This is a genomic window from Lientehia hominis, assembly GCF_021044755.1.
Taxonomy (GTDB): Bacteria; Bacillota; Clostridia; order Lachnospirales; family Lachnospiraceae; genus Lientehia; species Lientehia hominis.
The window spans coordinates 59,719-77,453 of record NZ_JAJNOR010000005.1 but is presented as its reverse complement, the minus strand read 5'-3'; the positions used below and the strand labels follow the sequence as shown (position 1 = coordinate 77,453).

Annotated in this window: 23 protein-coding genes and 1 tRNA gene; 23 read left to right on the top strand and 1 reads right to left on the bottom strand. The window is 49.7% G+C overall.

Annotated elements, in window-relative coordinates; translation table 11 throughout:
• Nucleotides 1-8: 8 nt before the first annotated feature.
• The 23 genes from pyrF to LQE92_RS09180 all read left to right on the top strand — a co-directional run bounded on the left by pyrF (nucleotide 9) and on the right by LQE92_RS09180 (nucleotide 17,193).
• Nucleotides 9-938, top strand: coding sequence for an orotidine-5'-phosphate decarboxylase (gene pyrF / locus LQE92_RS09290; RefSeq protein WP_231062705.1), 930 nt, complete (start codon nucleotides 9-11; stop codon nucleotides 936-938).
• Nucleotides 939-978: 40 nt separating this feature from the next.
• Nucleotides 979-1,746, top strand: a complete 768-nt coding sequence (locus LQE92_RS09285; protein WP_231062704.1) for a dihydroorotate dehydrogenase electron transfer subunit — start codon at nucleotides 979-981, stop codon at nucleotides 1,744-1,746.
• Entirely contained in the window at nucleotides 1,746-2,648 is a 903-nt protein-coding gene (locus LQE92_RS09280; RefSeq protein ID WP_231062703.1) for a dihydroorotate dehydrogenase, read from the top strand. Before LQE92_RS09285 ends, LQE92_RS09280 begins: the two co-directional genes overlap by 1 nt.
• Nucleotides 2,649-2,707: 59 nt before the next feature.
• Nucleotides 2,708-3,385, top strand: a complete 678-nt coding sequence (pyrE, locus tag LQE92_RS09275; RefSeq protein WP_231062702.1) for an orotate phosphoribosyltransferase — start codon at nucleotides 2,708-2,710, stop codon at nucleotides 3,383-3,385.
• A gap of 11 nt (nucleotides 3,386-3,396) precedes the next feature.
• Nucleotides 3,397-3,549, top strand: a complete 153-nt coding sequence (locus LQE92_RS09270) for a hypothetical protein (protein WP_231062701.1) — start codon at nucleotides 3,397-3,399, stop codon at nucleotides 3,547-3,549.
• A gap of 21 nt (nucleotides 3,550-3,570) precedes the next feature.
• On the top strand, nucleotides 3,571-4,041 hold the full coding sequence (locus LQE92_RS09265; RefSeq protein ID WP_269141911.1) for a VanZ family protein: 471 nt from the start codon (nucleotides 3,571-3,573) through the stop codon (nucleotides 4,039-4,041).
• 24 nt (nucleotides 4,042-4,065) lie between these two features.
• Nucleotides 4,066-4,401: a DUF6142 family protein gene (locus tag LQE92_RS09260; RefSeq protein WP_231062700.1), complete on the top strand. Its 336-nt coding sequence runs from the start codon at nucleotides 4,066-4,068 to the stop codon at nucleotides 4,399-4,401.
• Between the two features lie 11 nt (nucleotides 4,402-4,412).
• Entirely contained in the window at nucleotides 4,413-5,048 is a 636-nt protein-coding gene (locus LQE92_RS09255) for an HD domain-containing protein (RefSeq protein ID WP_231062699.1), read from the top strand.
• A gap of 39 nt (nucleotides 5,049-5,087) precedes the next feature.
• Nucleotides 5,088-5,393 carry a hypothetical protein gene (locus LQE92_RS09250; protein ID WP_231062698.1) on the top strand — a complete coding sequence of 102 codons (306 nt, stop codon included), beginning with the start codon at nucleotides 5,088-5,090 and terminating at the stop codon, nucleotides 5,391-5,393.
• Between the two features lie 62 nt (nucleotides 5,394-5,455).
• Nucleotides 5,456-7,477 (top strand): aminopeptidase, encoded by a 2,022-nt coding sequence (locus tag LQE92_RS09245; RefSeq protein WP_231062898.1) that lies wholly within the window; start codon nucleotides 5,456-5,458, stop codon nucleotides 7,475-7,477.
• A gap of 119 nt (nucleotides 7,478-7,596) precedes the next feature.
• A complete protein-coding gene (gene purE, locus LQE92_RS09240) occupies nucleotides 7,597-8,109 on the top strand; it encodes a 5-(carboxyamino)imidazole ribonucleotide mutase (protein WP_231062697.1) in 513 nt (170 codons plus the stop codon).
• Nucleotides 8,110-8,126: 17 nt separating this feature from the next.
• A complete protein-coding gene (gene purM, locus LQE92_RS09235) occupies nucleotides 8,127-9,152 on the top strand; it encodes a phosphoribosylformylglycinamidine cyclo-ligase (RefSeq protein ID WP_231062696.1) in 1,026 nt (341 codons plus the stop codon).
• Nucleotides 9,146-9,772: a phosphoribosylglycinamide formyltransferase gene (gene purN / locus LQE92_RS09230; protein WP_231062695.1), complete on the top strand. Its 627-nt coding sequence runs from the start codon at nucleotides 9,146-9,148 to the stop codon at nucleotides 9,770-9,772. Before purM ends, purN begins: the two co-directional genes overlap by 7 nt.
• 74 nt (nucleotides 9,773-9,846) lie before the next feature.
• Nucleotides 9,847-11,124, top strand: coding sequence for a phosphoribosylamine--glycine ligase (gene purD, locus LQE92_RS09225; RefSeq protein WP_231062694.1), 1,278 nt, complete (start codon nucleotides 9,847-9,849; stop codon nucleotides 11,122-11,124).
• Nucleotides 11,125-11,603: 479 nt separating this feature from the next.
• A complete protein-coding gene (locus LQE92_RS09220) occupies nucleotides 11,604-11,939 on the top strand; it encodes a hypothetical protein (protein ID WP_231062693.1) in 336 nt (111 codons plus the stop codon).
• Nucleotides 11,940-11,984: 45 nt separating this feature from the next.
• A complete protein-coding gene (locus tag LQE92_RS09215; protein WP_231062692.1) occupies nucleotides 11,985-12,941 on the top strand; it encodes a ketopantoate reductase family protein in 957 nt (318 codons plus the stop codon).
• A gap of 13 nt (nucleotides 12,942-12,954) precedes the next feature.
• Nucleotides 12,955-13,701 carry a tRNA pseudouridine(38-40) synthase TruA gene (truA, locus tag LQE92_RS09210; RefSeq protein WP_231062691.1) on the top strand — a complete coding sequence of 249 codons (747 nt, stop codon included), beginning with the start codon at nucleotides 12,955-12,957 and terminating at the stop codon, nucleotides 13,699-13,701.
• An 18-nt stretch (nucleotides 13,702-13,719) separates the two neighbouring features.
• The gene (locus LQE92_RS09205; RefSeq protein ID WP_231062690.1) at nucleotides 13,720-14,898 is read left to right on the top strand and encodes a cation diffusion facilitator family transporter; all 1,179 of its coding nucleotides are present in this window, start codon (nucleotides 13,720-13,722) and stop codon (nucleotides 14,896-14,898) included.
• Nucleotides 14,899-14,974: 76 nt separating this feature from the next.
• Nucleotides 14,975-15,046: transfer RNA gene (locus LQE92_RS09200), tRNA-Gln, on the top strand.
• 254 nt (nucleotides 15,047-15,300) lie between these two features.
• A complete protein-coding gene (locus LQE92_RS09195) occupies nucleotides 15,301-15,558 on the top strand; it encodes a DUF3795 domain-containing protein (protein ID WP_231062689.1) in 258 nt (85 codons plus the stop codon).
• Between the two features lie 44 nt (nucleotides 15,559-15,602).
• The gene (locus LQE92_RS09190; protein ID WP_231062688.1) at nucleotides 15,603-16,331 is read left to right on the top strand and encodes an aspartate/glutamate racemase family protein; all 729 of its coding nucleotides are present in this window, start codon (nucleotides 15,603-15,605) and stop codon (nucleotides 16,329-16,331) included.
• A gap of 26 nt (nucleotides 16,332-16,357) precedes the next feature.
• Nucleotides 16,358-16,549: an HTH domain-containing protein gene (locus LQE92_RS09185; protein ID WP_331001282.1), complete on the top strand. Its 192-nt coding sequence runs from the start codon at nucleotides 16,358-16,360 to the stop codon at nucleotides 16,547-16,549.
• Complete coding sequence (locus tag LQE92_RS09180) at nucleotides 16,546-17,193, top strand: chloramphenicol acetyltransferase (protein WP_231062686.1); 648 nt, start codon at nucleotides 16,546-16,548, stop codon at nucleotides 17,191-17,193. The genes LQE92_RS09185 and LQE92_RS09180 overlap by 4 nt, the downstream gene beginning before the upstream one ends.
• A 99-nt stretch (nucleotides 17,194-17,292) precedes the next feature.
• Here LQE92_RS09180 and LQE92_RS09175 read toward each other — a convergent pair whose 3' ends face one another.
• The gene (locus LQE92_RS09175) at nucleotides 17,293-17,532 is read right to left on the bottom strand and encodes a hypothetical protein (protein WP_231062685.1); all 240 of its coding nucleotides are present in this window, start codon (nucleotides 17,530-17,532) and stop codon (nucleotides 17,293-17,295) included.
• Nucleotides 17,533-17,735: the final 203 nt, after the last annotated feature.

Genomic DNA, 17,735 nt, shown 5'->3' with positions numbered 1-17,735 from the left:
GGAAACAAATGATCAACAAGCTGTGTGAGAAAATAAAAAAATTGGGAGCCCCCGTCGTGGCAGGCTTAGATCCGATGCTCTCTTATGTGCCTGAGCATATATTAAAAAGTTCATTTTCGGAATATGGAGAAACCTTAAAGGGAGCGGCAGATGCCATTTGGCAGTTCAACAAAGGGATCGTGGATTCTGTCTGTGATTTGATTCCTGCTGTGAAGCCCCAGGCAGCCATGTACGAGCAGTTTGGTGTGGAAGGTATGGAAGCATATAAAAAGACGGTGGATTACTGCCATGAAAAGGATCTGGTCGTGATCGGTGATGTGAAGCGCGGGGACATTGGCTCCACTTCGGCGGCGTATGCTGCGGGCCATTTGGGCAGAGTTCAGGTGGGGAATACGGTCCTGAAGGTTTTTGACGAGGATTTTGCCACGGTCAATCCATATCTGGGAACTGACGGCATCAAACCTTTCATAGATGTCTGTAAGGAGGAAAAGAAGGGAATCTTCATCTTAGTCAAGACCTCTAATCCATCCAGCGGGGAATTTCAGGACAGGCTCATGGACGGCCGCCCTCTGTATGAGTGGGTAGGAGAAAAGGTGGCCCAGTGGGGAGAATCGTGTATGGGAGACTCCTACAGCTATGTGGGCGCTGTAGTAGGCGCCACTTATCCGGAAATGGGAAAGGTGCTGAGAAAGGTCATGCCCAAGTCCTTCATCCTGGTTCCCGGCTATGGAGCTCAGGGCGGAAAAGCGGCGGATCTGGTCCCTTATTTCAACGAGGACGGCCTGGGCGCTATTGTCAACTCTTCCAGAGGCATCATTGCTGCATATAAAAAAGAGCCTTATGTGAAGTTTGGAGCGGAGAATTTTGGAGAGGCAGCCAGACAGGCAGTGCTCGATATGATCGCAGATATAAACGGGGCGCTGCAGGCACACAAATAAGGCGGACTATAAAAGATAAAGATCAGGAGATCGTTCAGGTATGGCGAAGAGAAAAGAGTCGGCCAGAGTCCTTTCGCAGGAGTCTCTGGCGCCGGGCATATACAGTATGTGGATTGAAACGGATATGGCAGAGGAAGCCGGGCCGGGGCAGTTCCTGTCCCTTTACAGCAAAGACGGTTCCAGACTTCTGCCGCGTCCCATAAGTATTTGTGAGATCTCGAAGGGGCGTATCCGCCTGGTTTACCGGATTGCCGGGAAAGGGACCGAGGAATTTTCGGCATATAAGGCCGGTGACTCGATTCCTGTCCTTGGGCCCCTGGGGAATGGATTCCCCCTGGAGGCGGCAGAAAACAGGCGGGCATTTCTGATCGGAGGAGGGATTGGAGTGCCTCCTATGCTGGAGCTGGCGAAGAAGCTTCCCGGAGAGAAAAAGCTGATTATGGGATACCGGGACAGTCATATATTCTTAAAAGAGGAATTTGAACAAGCAGGACCGCTTTATGTGGCGACGGAGGATGGAAGCTTTGGAACTGCGGGAAATGTTCTGGATGCCATCAGAGAGCATGGCCTTTCGGCGGATGTGCTCTATGCCTGCGGGCCTGCGCCGATGCTCCGGGCTCTGAAGGATTATGCGTCGGAGCGGGGAATCGAGGCATGGATATCGCTGGAGGAAAGGATGGCCTGCGGCGTCGGCGCGTGTCTGGCATGTATCTGTCGGTCAAAAGAAGTGGACAGCCACAGTCAGGTGCATAATAAGAGAATCTGTAAAGACGGGCCGGTATTCCGGGCGGAGGAGGTGGAGCTTTGATGAATTTGTCGGTAGATCTGGCAGGAGTGACCCTTAAAAACCCAGTGATGACGGCGTCCGGAACCTTTGGCTCCGGACAGGAATACAGTGAATTTGTGGATTTGAGCCGTTTAGGAGCCGTGGTGACAAAAGGCGTGGCCAATGTGCCCTGGCCGGGGAATCCTGTACCCAGGATCGCGGAGACCTATGGAGGGATGATCAATGCCATCGGCCTTCAGAACCCGGGAATCGATGTGTTTATCAAGCGGGATATTCCGTTTCTCAGACAATATGATACCAGGATCATCGTCAATGTCTGCGGAAAGACCACGGAAGACTATGTGGAAGTGGTGGAACGCCTGGCGGATGAGCCGGTGGATATGCTGGAGATCAATATTTCCTGTCCAAACGTAAAGGAAGGCGGGATTGCTTTCGGACAGGATACAAAGGCGGCTGAGGCCATCACGAGAGCTGTGAAAGAAAAAGCGGCTCAGCCGGTCATCATGAAGCTGAGTCCCAATGTGACAGATATCGGAGAAATGGCAAAAGCGGTTGAGGCCGGCGGAGCTGATGTGATCTCTCTTATCAATACCATTACAGGAATGAAGATTGATATCCATAAGAGGACATTTGCCGTGGCAAATAAGACAGGCGGGCTGTCGGGCCCTGCAGTGAAGCCGGTGGCGGTACGCATGGTATACCAGGCGGCGCAGGCAGTGAAGGTGCCTGTCATCGGGATGGGGGGTATCCTGTGCGCGGAGGATGCTCTGGAATTTATTCTGGCCGGCGCGTCAGCAGTATCCGTGGGGACGGCGAACTTCCATAATCCTTACGCTTCTGTAGAGGTGGCGGATGGAATCTGTGCATATATGGAACGCTATGGAATTGAGGATATCAGGGAGCTGATTGGAGCAGTACGCTGAGCCGGAAGCGGCTGCTGCAGGGACGGGAAGCGGCGTCGGAAAGGAGCATGTGACAGGAAATGGAACAATACAAGGCGGAATTCATCGAATTTATGGTGGACTGTAAGGTCCTCAAATTTGGAGATTTTGTGACGAAGAGTGGGAGAAAGACTCCGTTTTTCATCAATACGGGGTTTTACCGGACGGGAGAGCAGCTGAGACGTCTGGGAGGTTATTATGCAAAAGCAATCGCGGACAGGTTCGGGACGGATTTTGATGTGTTGTTTGGGCCGGCTTATAAAGGGATTCCGCTGAGCGTGGCGGCTTCCATCGCGATCAGCGCCCAGTATGGCGCCGATATCCGTTACTGTTCCAATAGAAAAGAGATCAAAGACCATGGGGACAAGGGGATTCTTCTCGGCAGTCCCATTGAGGACGGAGACAAGGTGGTCATCATCGAGGATGTGACCACGGCGGGGACTTCCATAGGTGAGACACTGCCCATCATAAAGGCACAGGGTGACGTAGAGGTGCTAGGTCTGGTGGTTTCAGTGGACCGGATGGAGCGGGGACAGGGAAGCAAATCTGCTCTGAAAGAGATCCATGAAAAATATGGTCTGGAGACTGCATCTATCGTGACCATGGCGGACGTGGTGGAGCACCTGTACAACAGGCCTTATAAAGGCGAGATTATCATCGACGATACATTAAAAGCAGCTATTGACGCATATTATGAAAAATATGGAGCGGAAGAGTAGGAGGTGTCCGAATGGGTGAAAAAGTATATAGAACAATGAAGAGCACAGGCACCTTTTCCATTGTGATGGGAATCGTCATCATAGTCGCGGGCCTCGTGGTAGGGATTGGAAGTATCGTGAGCGGTGCCTTTTTACTGAAACGGAAATCAGACATTACTTTTTGATGGAACGCAAGGTGATCTGCATTGAAAAAACATTTTAGTACCAGAGCCGTCCGTTCCATCGGATGGATTCTATTTATATTTTATCTGGCGGGACTCACTTATTTCATGTTTTTTTCGGAGTCGCTGGGGAGGACAGACTTATCCGTGGGATACCGGTATAATCTGGAGCCCTTCCGGGAGATATATCGCTGTATTCGGTATTGGGATGTATTGGGTCCCCTGAACGCCAGCATGAATCTTATTGGGAATGTAGTCGCATTTATGCCTTTTGGGTTCATACTCCCGATGCTGTGCCTGTCCAACAGAAGGTGGTATATCGTGTTTCTATTGGGCCTGCTCTGCAGCCTCTGTATAGAGAGCCTTCAGCTGGTGACCAGGCGCGGCAGCTTTGACGTGGATGATCTGATGCTGAATACTCTTGGCAGCATGGCAGGTTATTGGTGTTTTTTGATCGCGGCCCGGCTCAGAAGGCAGCTCCATAAAAAGAGATAAGAAACCAGTCAGGAGAGACTTATTTTGAACAGTTTGAACAGGAAGAAAACAAAGCTTTTCATAATTCATTTTTCCACAGCAGGAATGGTATCCATCCTGATATTCGTAGGCTCCCTGCTTTTTTTGGCAGCAGGGCTGGCCATCGCGTTCCGCACCTACGGGCATGGGGACGCGACCATAGCGGCTCTTGGATTTCTGGCATTTTTCCTGAATATCCTGGGCCTTATTTTTCCTATACGAGATGCGAGGAAAAGGGCGAAGGAAGAAGGCATGCCGGTATTGTCTAAGGTAGCCATCGGCCTAAACCTGGCGGGAATTGCAGGTATCATAACCATTTATGTAATGGGGATCATAATTTAGAAGGAATGAGTATGAAAAAAGATCACGATACGGAAAAGCGGGAAATAGATGCGGACAGGCTGAAAAAACAGATGTCCTTTATTCTGGAGATGGATAAGAGCAAGCAGATTTTTCGGCAGACCTATCTTTCCGACGCAAGCAGAAAGGAAAATGATGCGGAGCATTCCTGGCATCTGGCTCTTATGTGTGCCCTGATGAGTGAATACGCGAATGAGCCGGTCGATGTGGCAAAGACCATGACAATGGTGCTTATCCATGATGTGATAGAAATAGACGCAGGAGACACCTATGCTTATGACGAGGCCGGAAACACGACAAAGAGAGATCGGGAGGTAAAAGCCGCAGACAGGATCTTCAGCCTTCTTCCGGAGGATCAGGGGAAGTGGTTCCGCAGTCTGTGGGAAGAGTTTGAGGCGGCGGAGACACCGGAGGCGAAATTTGCGCTGGCACTGGATAAGATACAGCCGGTTCTGTTAAACGATGCGACGGACGGGCGGGCATGGGAAGAGCATGGCGTCCGGGTGTCCCAGATCCTATCGAGGAACAGGAAGACGCCGGAGGGCTCAGAGGAGCTTTGGGAGTATACAAAGGGACTTATTGAGAAGAATGTAGCTTTAGGAAAGATACAGGACGACAGGGAGAAATAGTGCCTGAGGTACGTACTATAGGAAAAGAGGAAAAAGAAAATGTCAATCAACTCGTCATTCAGCTTTATCATAGCCGTAGTATTTTTGTTCATGGGAGTACAGGTGCGTGGAGGGAAAATGGATTTCCTGGGAAAGAATGCTCAGGAACAGATAAAGCCTGAGGACAAGGCGGCTTATTGCAAAGAGATGAGCGTGCCGATATTTGTGCTTGCCGTGGTGGAGGCCATAGACGGCGTCCTCCAGACCATGGTGGATTTCAGCGGCTGGTCCATGCTCATGCTGGGCGCCGGCCTGGTCGTATGTTTTCTCTGGATCTATCTCATTCAAAGAAAATACAGCCGTTAATAGGAAACAGGGAGCTGACGGGATTGGAGAATACGATATTGTTGGAACGATACGAATTGTCAATGGGGCGTATCCGGGAAATTTATGCGGAATGCGGAATAGCTGCAGCATATTTTAAAAGGCATGCGGGCTTTCTGCTTTATCTGGATGAAGTTTATATGGCGCTTAAACGGGAGAAAAGGGAAAAGACGTTTCCTTCAATGGAAGTGCTTCGGGAACGGAACCGCCGACTTTACGAGGATATTTTAGGAGCTGCCTATGAATCGAGCTATACGAATCCGGCGTATGCTGTGAAAGAATTCGGTTTGGAAGCAGGCCGGATGTTGGCCTTTCTTTCATCGGAGCTTCGCGGGGGCATTGCTTATATCTATGAAGACCGTCTGGAGGAATGGGCGCCGTGCCTGGAATTGTTTATTGAAATATATAACTTATACGAGTCTAAAGAAACGAATGAGTTGACAAAAGAAACGTTTTTGTCAGAGATGAAAGAAACTCTCTATTATTTTGTAAGTGATTATTGTGATGTGACGGTGGTCAGGAGGATCCGGGAGCAGATCGATCCGTCCCTGGACTTCGCCGTGAGAATCATCATGGATCAGGAGCTTTCCGATCTGAGATACCTCTATCAGTTTGGAGAATATATTTCAGAGAATGAGCTGCGGACAGCTGCTTTTCTGAACAGCCTGCCGGAGGAGACCATTGAAAAAATGGCGTCGGTATATACAAAAGGGTACCGCAGGGGGTTTGAGCTTGCCGGAATCGATCTTTCCAAAAAAAAGACAGTGGAGATTCGGTACTGTGTCGGTTTTGAACGGGTAGTCCGCCAGGCGGTGCGGCAGTTTGAAAAGATGGGCCTGTCGCCCGTTCTTTTCCGTGCGGCGGTGGGAGCCGCCAATAAACGGCAGCATCTGAAGATCGGTTATTATGGCGCTTATGCCAATAAACAGTATGAATATGACCACAGATTTGACAGCGCTCTTTTTCTTGACAAGGCATATAAGGAGCGGAAATTGTCCGTGATGCGGGTGGCATATGAGGAATACAAGGAGCTGGCGGCAGTCTACGCCGGCCCGGCAGTGATGGAGACCTTTGGGGAAACACCGTTTTCCTACCAGAATAAGCCGGAGGCGTTTTCTCTGAATGAAAGACAAAAACGTCTTTCTGTGGAGCTGGCTTCCCAGTCTGGTGAGATCGTAAATCAATATATCAAAGGTGAGGAACGGAGCTTTACGATTATTTCCTGGCCGGTCCCTGAAATCGGAAAAGATTTTGAAGAGATATTTAAAGAGACCATCCGGATCAATACGCTGGATTATGAGCAGTACAAGAAAATCCAGGGGATTTTGATCGATGCGCTCGATGAGGGAGAGTTTGTGGAGATAAGGGGAAGGAACGGAAACCGAACGTATCTCAGAGTCGCCCTGCATGTCCTGAAAGACCGGAAAAAGGAGAGCAACTTTGAAAACTGCCTGGCCGATGTGAATATCCCTTTGGGAGAAGTCTTTACGTCCCCCAGGCTTTCTGGGACTGACGGGGTGCTCCACGTATCTCAGATCTATATAAACGAGGTGGAGTATAAAAATTTGGAGATTCATTTCCGGGACGGTATGACCACGGAGTATTCCTGTTCTAATTACGAAACGGAAGAAGAGAACAGAAGCCTGGTAGAGGAAAATCTTCTATATAATCATCCTGCCCTTCCCATGGGGGAATTTGCCGTTGGGACTAATACAGCCGCATATGCCATGGCAAAGAAGTATGGGATCATAGACAGACTGAAGATTCTGATCATAGAAAAGATGGGGCCTCATTTTGCCATTGGGGACACCTGCTACAGCCATTCGGAGGATGTGAAGGTTTATAATCCCGACGGAAAAGAGATTGTGGCAAGGGATAACGAGTGTTCCCTGAGAAGAAAAGAAGATCCTCAGAAAGCGTATTTCAACTGCCATACAGATATCACGATCCCTTACGATGAGCTGGGAGAGATTGCCGTCCTGCATGCGGACGGCAGCAGGACACCGGTCATCCTGGACGGTAGATTTGTACTGAAGGGAACGGAGATGCTCAATGAGCCTTTTTAAATTTGAGTTTGCAGTCTTGTATATTCCAGGTGGTTTATGTTAGAATAAATAGGTTGAGATTTTGTAAAATATTATCATATATTGTCAATAACAAACATTAGAAAAAGAGGAGAGAAAACATGGCAAAAGTAGGAATTATCATGGGAAGCGATTCTGACCTGGCCGTTATGAGCAAAGCGGCTGATATTCTGGACAAACTTGGCGTGGATTACGAGATGACGATCATTTCCGCCCACAGGGAGCCGGATGTGTTTTTCGAATATGCGAAGTCAGCCGAGGCAAAGGGATTTAAAGTGATCATTGCGGGCGCCGGGATGGCCGCTCACTTACCCGGAATGTGCGCGGCGATCTTTCCCATGCCCGTCATCGGTGTTCCGATGCACACCACGTCCCTTGGCGGACGGGATTCCCTTTATTCCATCGTACAGATGCCTTCCGGCATTCCCGTGGCGACTGTAGCAATAAACGGCGGAGCCAACGCGGGTATTCTGGCGGCGAAAATTCTTGCCACCTCCGATGAGGCGCTGCTCGGACGCCTGAAGGAGTATTCCGAGGAGCTTAAAGATCAAGTAGTTGCCAAGGCGGATAAGCTGCATGAGATTGGCCATAAAGAATATTTAAACCAGAAATAAGGTACGGGAGGATAAGTATGGATTACAAAAAAGCAGGTGTGGATATCGAGGCCGGTTACAAGGCTGTGGAGCTGATGAAAAAACATGTTCAGAGGACGATGCGTCCCGAGGTCTTAGGCGGGATCGGCGGGTTTTCCGGCGCTTTTTCCATGGACGCTTATAAAAGCATGGAGCATCCGACCCTGGTATCCGGTACCGACGGAGTAGGAACGAAGCTCAAGCTTGCCTTTGCCATGGATAAGCATGATACGATAGGGATTGACTGCGTTGCCATGTGCGTGAATGATATCGCGTGCGCGGGCGGTGAACCGTTATTTTTCCTGGACTATATTGCCTGCGGTAAAAATGAACCGGAAAAGATCGCCACGATCGTGGGCGGTGTGGCGGAAGGATGCAGACAGGCAGGAGCGGCGCTGATCGGCGGAGAGACCGCGGAGATGCCCGGTTTTTATCCCGTGGATGAATACGACCTGGCCGGATTTTCTGTAGGGATCGTAGACCAGAAGGATCTGATCTCTGGAAAAGACCTGAAGCCCGGTGACGTGCTTATCGGCATGGCTTCCTCCGGTATACACAGCAACGGATATTCTCTGGTACGCAAAGTGTTTTCCATGTCCAGGGAGAGTCTGAACACTTACTGTGAATCTCTGGGATCGACTCTGGGAGAGGCTCTTTTAGTTCCCACGAAGATTTATGTGAAAGCGCTGAAAGCCATCCGCGAGTGCGGCGCTGTCATCAAGGCCTGCAGCCATATCACAGGCGGTGGATTTTATGAGAATGTGCCCAGGATGCTGGTGGACGGCACCCACGCGGTGATTGAGAAAAACAGCTATCCGGTGCCTTCCATTTTTGAGATGCTGGCCAGGGACGGAGACATCGAAGAACAGATGATGTACAATACATTCAACATGGGAATCGGTATGATTGTGGCTGTGGACAAAGATGACGTGGAAAAGACCATGGAGGCGGTAAAGGCAGCCGGCGAAGCGCCTTATGTCATCGGCCGGGTAGAGGCTGGTGAAAAAGGAGTTACCTTATGCTGAGGATAGGCGTATGCGTATCCGGCGGAGGGACGAACCTGCAGGCGATCATTGACAAAATAGAAAGCGGTGAAGTCACCAATGCAGAGATTGCCGTAGTGGTCAGCAATAATCCCGGAGCTTATGCTCTTCAGAGAGCGGAAAAGCATGGGATTCCGGCAGTTTGTGTTTCCCCGAAGGCTTTTGAGAGCAGAGAAGCTTTTAATACTGCCCTCGTGGATACCATGGACAGCTTCCGGATAGATCTGATCGTGCTGGCAGGCTATCTTGTTGTGATTCCGCCGGTGCTGATAGAGAGATATAGAAATAAGATCATCAATATCCATCCTTCCCTGATTCCGTCCTTCTGCGGAACTGGAAACTATGGGCTTACAGTTCATGTGAACGCTTTGAAGCGAGGAGTCAAGGTGACCGGTGCGACGGTACATTTTGTGGATGAGGGTACGGATACGGGGCCGATCATTCTTCAGAAAGCGGTAGCTGTGGAGGATGGCGATACACCTGAGATCCTTCAGAGAAGAGTGATGGAGCAGGCAGAATGGGAGATACTTCCCAAAGCCATTGATCTGATAGCCAATCAGAAGATACGAGTGGCCGACGGACGGGTAGTGAGCCGTTCCTGAGAGCTGTTCGGAGGATTCTGCGGCACAGGGTCCTGTTTAGAGAAACTGATAAACGATTGTTACAGGAGGCGGTCATGAACGTACTGATAGTGGGGAGCGGAGGCAGAGAGCATGCCCTCGCTTGGAAGATATCGAAGAGCAGCCGTGTGGATAAAATATACTGTGCGCCGGGAAACGCGGGTATCGAGGAGTATGCAGAATGTGTGCCCATCGGCGTGCTGGATTTTCCGGCACTGACGGCTTTTGCCAAGGAAAAGAAGATTGGCCTTACGGTCATAGGGATGGACGATCCGCTGGTGGCGGGCGTCGTAGATGCTTTTGAGGCGGAAGGGCTTCGGGTATTCGGGCCTTCAAAGGCCGCGGCTGTCCTGGAGGGCTCCAAAGCGTTTTCCAAAGATCTGATGAAGAAATACAATATCCCTACGGCAGGATATGAGAATTTTGAGGACGCAGACAAGGCCTTGGCTTATTTGGAAACCGTGGATTTCCCCATCGTGCTGAAGGCAGACGGACTGGCGCTGGGAAAAGGAGTCCTGATCTGCAACAGCCTGGAAGAGGCGCGGGCGGGCGTGAAAGAGATCATGCTAGACAAAAAGTTTGGAAGCGCCGGAAACCAGATGGTAATAGAAGAATTCTTGACCGGACGTGAAGTGTCTGTGTTGTCTTTCGTAGACGGAAATACGGTCCGCATCATGACTTCCGCCCAGGACCACAAACGGGCCGGAGACGGTGATACGGGCTTGAACACCGGCGGGATGGGGACATTTTCTCCCAGCCCTTTTTATACCGAGGAGGTAGATGAGTTCTGCCAGAAATACATTTATCAGGCAACGGTGGATGCCATGAAGGCAGAAGACCGTACATTTAAAGGAATCATTTTCTTTGGACTCATGCTGACGGAAAAAGGCCCTAAGGTATTGGAATACAACGCGCGGTTCGGCGATCCAGAGGCCCAGGTGGTCATACCCAGGATGAAAAATGACATCGTGGATGTGATGGAGGCCTGTATAGACGGCCGGCTCTCGGAAATCAGCCTGGAATTTGAGGATAATGCGGCGGTGTGTGTGGTGCTGGCCTCCGACGGCTATCCTGTGAAGTATGAAAAGGGCTTTTTGATAGACGGCCTGGATACGGTGAAAGCGAAAGAAGGGGAAGGCTATTACGTTTTCCATGCCGGTACAAAGAAGACGGACAAAGGTATCGTCACAAACGGAGGCCGGGTGCTGGGCGTGACGGCCAAGGGAGCGGATTTAAAGACCGCCAGAGCCAATGCGTATAAGGCGGCGGAATGGGTGAATTTTGAAAATAAATACATGCGCCATGATATCGGAAAAGCCATTGACGAGGCATAAAACAGGAAACTTCCGGAGATCGCCGCTGTGATCCCGGTTTACAAAAGACTGGCTGAGCGGCCGGTCTTTTGTTTGGGTATACCTTTGAATACCTCTCAAACAAACTTATCTTTGCAAATCAGAGGAAACAGGAGGAAGTCCGTTTCCATCCAGGCGGGTCGCTGGCAGCCGTAACCAGTATCTTTACGGCCTCCGATTGGCCTTTTCCAACTGACATGGATAAATCGATATTTTTCCATGTCAGATTCCAATAAAAACCTGCATGAAATTCGGTTTTTACCTCTCTGCGGCCGGGAAGATCCTGCCAACGCCTTTGCAGCGCTCCCCTTACGATGGAATCGGATCATTCCTCCTGCTCCTCTTTCCGCACCGAAATAAGCTTTTATTTGCTGTGAAAGCCATTGGAGCGGCCACGGAGGCCCGCTGCCGTAAGGCGCGGGTGCCGTGTGGATATCCAATCCTTTTCTGGAATCAGGATTATGGCTCATGTCTGTAACGGTGCGGCAGACAGAAAACCGGCAGGAGGATTCCGGGCCGGCCTAAAGGTGAGCGCCGCAGGGCAGCGGCCGGTGTTCTCCAGGAGGAGGGAGGCAGAAACGGAAATACCGATTCCGTTTCTGAGCGAACAGGAGACGGGAAATCATAAGGATTTCCTGTCGACATGTGAGCGGTACTGCCGGAACGGAGATAAAGCGGCCCCTGCATCGCCAGCGAACCGAAATCGTGACGGTCCGGAACTTCTGCCGGTGCTGAAATGGAGCTTGATCGGAGCCTGCAAAAAACGATTCCAAAAAGTATTTTGTATCATGTTATAATAGACGCGGTTAAGGACGGCTGAGAAAAGAAGAAGGGCGGACAGAATGGAGAGGAAAATACGAGAACTGCGGTATCTGGTGATTGGGGCAGGCGGTACGGGAGGCTGTATTGCCGGTTATCTGGCAAAAGGGGGACGGGACGTGGCCGTTATCGCAAGAGGCGCTCACCTGGAAGCAATAAGGCGGAACGGCCTTAAAATCATCAGACCGGACAGAGTCCTTACAATCTCCGTGCAAGCGGAGGAGGAAAAAGAATATAAAGAAAAAGCGGATGTGATTTTTGTATGTGTGAAGGGTTATTCATTGGACAGCACATATGAGTTGATAAAAAAAGCAGCTCATGAGGATACGGTGGTGATTCCTCTGCTGAATATTTACGGCACAGGCGAGCGTATGTCCGAAAGGCTTCCGGGAATCCGGGTGCTGAACGGCTGTATCTACATAGCAGGTTCCATTGAGCGTCCGGGAGTGCTGCGGCAGAGCGGAGAAATATTCAGGATTATATACGGTTCTGTGGACGGCGGCACGGAGAATCCAGTCTGCCGGCAGGCGGAAGTGGATCTGAGGGCGTGTGGAATAGAAGCGGTATACAGCGACGATGTCCGGAGAGATACCTTTAAGAAATACTCCTTCGTATCTGCAATGGCTGCCGTCGGGGCATTTTATGGCTCCAATGCGGGCGACGCCAAACGGGAGGGCGCTGTCCGAAGCATGTTCGTAAGCTGTGTGAAAGAAATAGAGGCGCTGGCTGAAGCCATGGGGATTGATTTTGGAGAGGATATGGCGGAAGCGAATTTAAAGATTCTTCACGGTCTCGCTGATGACTGTACCGCTTCCATGCAAAAAGATTTGGAAAAAGGCGGACAGACAGAGATGGATGGTCTTGTATTTGAAGTGGTGAGGCTGGGGAACAAATACCATGTTCCGGTACCGGACTATTTGCGTATTGCTGAAAAATTCAAGTTTCATTTGGAAGACGGGCGGGCCGTCCAGACCAAATAGATGGAGGAAGTGGATGCTGCGGAACTATAAAATGACGGTGAGTTATGACGGTACACGCTATAACGGATGGCAGAAGCAGAAGAATACGGAAACGACCATACAAGGCAAATTGGAACAGATACTCTTCCGGCTTACGGGAAAAGAGATTTCTGTGCAGGGCGCCGGGCGTACGGATGCGGGTGTACACGCTTTGGGTCAGGTGGCTAATTTCCGGCTGGACACGGATTTATTTGAAGAAGAGCTTCTTTCTTACTTTAATGAATATCTGCCGGACGACATCGCCGTGCTGTCCTTAAAGGCAGCGTCAGAGAGGTTTCACAGCCGCCTGAGTGCAGCAGGGAAGATATATTGTTACCGGATGTATACGGGAAATGCAAAGCCTGTGTTTGACAGGAGATACATGTGGAAGCCGGACGAGATTCCGGATGCGGAGCGGATGAGGAGGGCGGCGTCTTTTCTCATGGGGCGCCATGATTTTAAGAGTTTCTGCGGCAATCGTCATGTGAATAAATCTACGGTGCGGAACCTGGAGAGAATCTCCATTGAGGAGTCAGGCGGGGGCAGAGAGCTTCGCTTGACCTTTGAAGGAGAAGGATTTCTTCAGAATATGGTCCGGATACTGACAGGAACTTTGTTTGAATGTGGAATCGGGGAGCGTGAGCCGGAGGAAATGACCGGGATACTGGAAGCGCTTGAACGGAGCCGGGCAGGACAAATGGCTCCGGCGAAAGGACTCACTCTCATGGAAGTGAGATACTGATTTGGAGGAATGGATTTCATGACAGACTTTCTGGTACGCAGATTTGTAAAGGATTATAATCAGACTCAAAGGGCCAGCGTCCGAACTTCCTATGGGATATTGTCCAGTATCGTTGGGATAGGGTGCAATCTGTTTTTGTTTTTAGCAAAACTGATAATCGGCATTTTTCTGAACAGTATTTCAGTAATGTCCGATGCTTTTAATAACCTTTCCGATGCCGCTTCTTCTATTATAAGCTTTATCGGCGTGAAAATGGCCGGACGGCCGGCAGACAAAGACCATCCTTTCGGACACGGCAGAATTGAATACATTTCGGCGCTGATCGTTTCTTTTCTGGTAATTGAAGTGGGGTGGACGTTTATGAAGACTTCCTTCACAAAGGTGAGAAGTCCGGAGGCGCTCAGCTTCAATATGGTCTCGCTGATCATTCTGGTTCTGTCCATCGGAATGAAGCTCTGGCTGTCCTTTTTCAATAGAAAACTGGGGAAGCGGATTGGTTCCAAAGTGATGGAAGCGACCGCGGCGGATTCTCTGGGCGATGTGCTGGTAACCGCGGCGACAATCCTTTCCGTGGCGCTTTATGGGGCCTTCGGATGGAACATAGATGGATTTATTGGTATGGCTGTGTCAGTGGTAGTCATCGTTGCGGGAATCAATATCGCCAAAGACACCCTGAAGCCGCTGATTGGTGAAGCCATTGATCCATATGTCTACCGGAAGATTAAGACCTTTGTGGAAGGCTATGACGGCATTTGGGGAACCCATGATCTGATAGTCCATAATTATGGACCTTCTACCAGTATGGCATCCATCCATGCGGAGGTGGACAGCCACGGGAACATGGAGGATATCCATGAAATCATCGATCAGATCGAGCGGGAGGCCAAAGAGCAGCTGGGTATTTTTCTGGTCATCCATATGGATCCCATTGAGACAAATGATCCTCTGGTAGAGGAACGGCGCCGGATGGTGCTGGAATGTCTGGATGAGCTGGACGGACGAATCACGCTCCACGATTTCCGCATGGTGGACGGGAGGAAGCAGGTTAATCTGATTTTTGACATTGTAGTTCCATACGAGATGAAGGAGAAGGAAATAGAAGAGGTCACAGCGCATCTGGAGGAGAAGCTGCGGCTTTTGGACGGGCGTTTTCACTGTGTCATTACAGTGGATAAAAGCTATATCGCGGAAAATTAAAAAAATTTACAAATAGGGCTTGTCAAATCCAAAACTTTAGGTTATAATACATTTCGTTGCAGAGATTGCAGCGCGTTGGGTTGTCGCCAAATGGTAAGGCACTGGACTCTGACTCCAGCATTTCAAGGTTCGAATCCTTGCAGCCCAGGAAGAGCAGCCGCACTGAGAAATCAGTGCGGTTTTTTATTTTACAGGAAAAAACATCCTATGTAATAAAAGCGTTCCATGCAGGCTGCCCACTCCGTTCTTCTATAGCAATACTTTTTATGATAAAAGCCATAGCATGTTTGGAGCACGGAAAATAGTTGGTAATTGATTTGATTAATCGTATAATGTGAATAACAGCCAGGCGGGAACTGACTGGCGGGAAGTTTAGCTCAAATGACAGAAGGGAGATACGGTATGTATGAGTCAAGATGCGGAATCTGCTGTGATTCCTGTGAGGGAAGAGGTAATGTGAACTGTAAAGGATGCCTGAATATGGAAATACCTTTTTGGGGAGGAAACTGTGAAGTGAAATCCTGCTGTGAGGCGAAAGGGCTTAACCACTGCGGGGAATGTACAGATTTTCCCTGCGAGGCGGTGTCTTCCATGGGAAAGGAACAGGGCTATGATCCGGAACCGAGGCTTTTGAAGTGCAGACAGTGGGCAGAAAAGTAAGAATGTACGGTTTGGGGGGGCATAAGCCGGAAAGAGAGTGCGGAATGGCAGAGGAGAGGAAGCTTAGAAAACTGGGCCTGGTGGGCGGAATGGGACCGGAGTCCACGATTCTTTATTATCACGGTATCGTCTATGAAACTCAAAAAAGAACCGGGAGGAAGACGTATCCGGAACTGCTCATAGAAAGCGTGAATGTATTTGAAGTTTTGAAGTACTGTGAAAGAAAAGAGTACGAAGAACTGACAGGTTATCTGCTCGGGGCAATTGAAAATCTGGCGGCCGGCGGCGCCGATTTCGCCGCGTTGTCTGCCAACACGGCACATGTTGTTTTTGATGAATTAAAAAAGCGCTCTCCGATACCGCTTGTCAGTATCGTGGAGGCGGTTTGCGAGGAAGCAGATTGCCGGAAACTGACAAAGATTGGTCTTCTGGGTACTAAGTTCACCATGGAAGGGACATTCTTCCAGAAGCCGTTCCTGGAAAAACAGATAGAGATCACAGTGCCCGATGAGCAGGAAAGAGAATATGTAAGCCGGAAGATATCGGAGGAGCTGGAAGCAGGAATCGTCAGAGATGAAACACGGCGGCATTTTATGGATATTATCAGAAGAATGACAGAAGAAGAGGGAATAGAAGCCGTGATCCTGGGATGCACGGAGCTTCCGCTGCTGTTTGACAGAGCATACGAGAATATAGAATTTCTGGACACGGTGAAGATTCATATCCGCACATTGGTGAACAGGATAGTGGTGACATCAGAGAAGAAGGGATAAGACAGGAATGGAGGAGTTCAGTGTGAATACCCTGTCAGAGTATATATAAAGATATTATTGCGGAGATGGCTGGAGTAGAGAAAAGGGACATTGAGAAGATACTGTCCAGACGTATGGATCAGTTGGAAGATGAGAAGAAATACCGGACGGCGGCAGCGGTTATGTGCCTGCGGTTTTTCCTGAAGGAAAATGAGCCCGGACAGAGGAGGAGCGGATGACTGACGGATATAGGATTGTGGATTATAAGACATGGAAACGGGCCGTACATTGTGAAGTGTTTCGGAATCATATGGTGCCGCAGTACTGTGTGAGTCTGGAACTGGATATCACGAATTTTCTTGAGAAAATAAAAAAACAGGGATATTCTTTTACCTTTGCCATGACATATGCGGTGGCGAGGTGTGCGAACGAGATTGAAGAGTTCCGCTATCGCTTTGTGAACGGACAAGTGGCGCTGTATGACAGGATCGATACGTCCTTTACGTATCTGGACCGGGCGACAGAGCTTTTCAAGGTGGTCGAGGTAAAGCTTATGGACACTATGGAAGAGTATGTGAAAGCAGCGGGCGAGGCGGTTAAGAATCAAAAGGAATATTTTACAGGGCCTCCGGGAAATAACGTTTTTCAGTTTTCTGCTATGCCCTGGGTATCTTATACCCATATTTCACATACAGAATCCGGTAAAAAGGATAATGCCACTCCGTTGTTCGATTGGGGCAAGTATTTTGAAAGGGACGGAAAGATATTTCTTCCGTTTTCTATTCAGGTCCACCATTCCTTTGTAGATGGGCTGCATATCGGAAAGCTTGCCGAGACGCTGCAGGATTACTTAAATCGATACGGAAAAAATCACTCATACTGAGAAAGAAAAGGATATGATGCGGTGTCCGTGAGAGACATTGCAGGGGCAGTGGGGATAAAAGAGAGTACTCTTTGTTATGATACAAGATACTTTTTGGAATCATTTATAATCAGCTCCGATCAAGTTCCGGTTCAGCACCGGCAGAAGTTCCGGACCGTCACGACTTCGGTTCGCTGGCGATGCAGGGGCCGCTTTATCTCCGCTTTGGCAGTACCGCTCACATGTCGACAGGAAATCTTTATGATTTCCCGTCTCCTGTTCGCTCAGAAACGGAATCGGTATTTCCGTTTCTGCCTTCCTCCGCCTGGAGAACTCCGGCCGCTGCCCTGCGGCGCTCACCTTTAGGCCGGCCCGAAATCATTCTGCCGGTTTTCTGTCTGCCGCACCGTTTCAGACATGAGCCATAATCCTGATTCCAGAAAAGAATCGGATATCCGCAGGGCCAGCATGCCTTACGGCGGCGGGCCTCCGTGGCCGCCCCAATGGCTTTCAAAGCAAACTGGAGGTTATTTCGGTGCGGAAAGAGGAGCAGGAGGAATGAT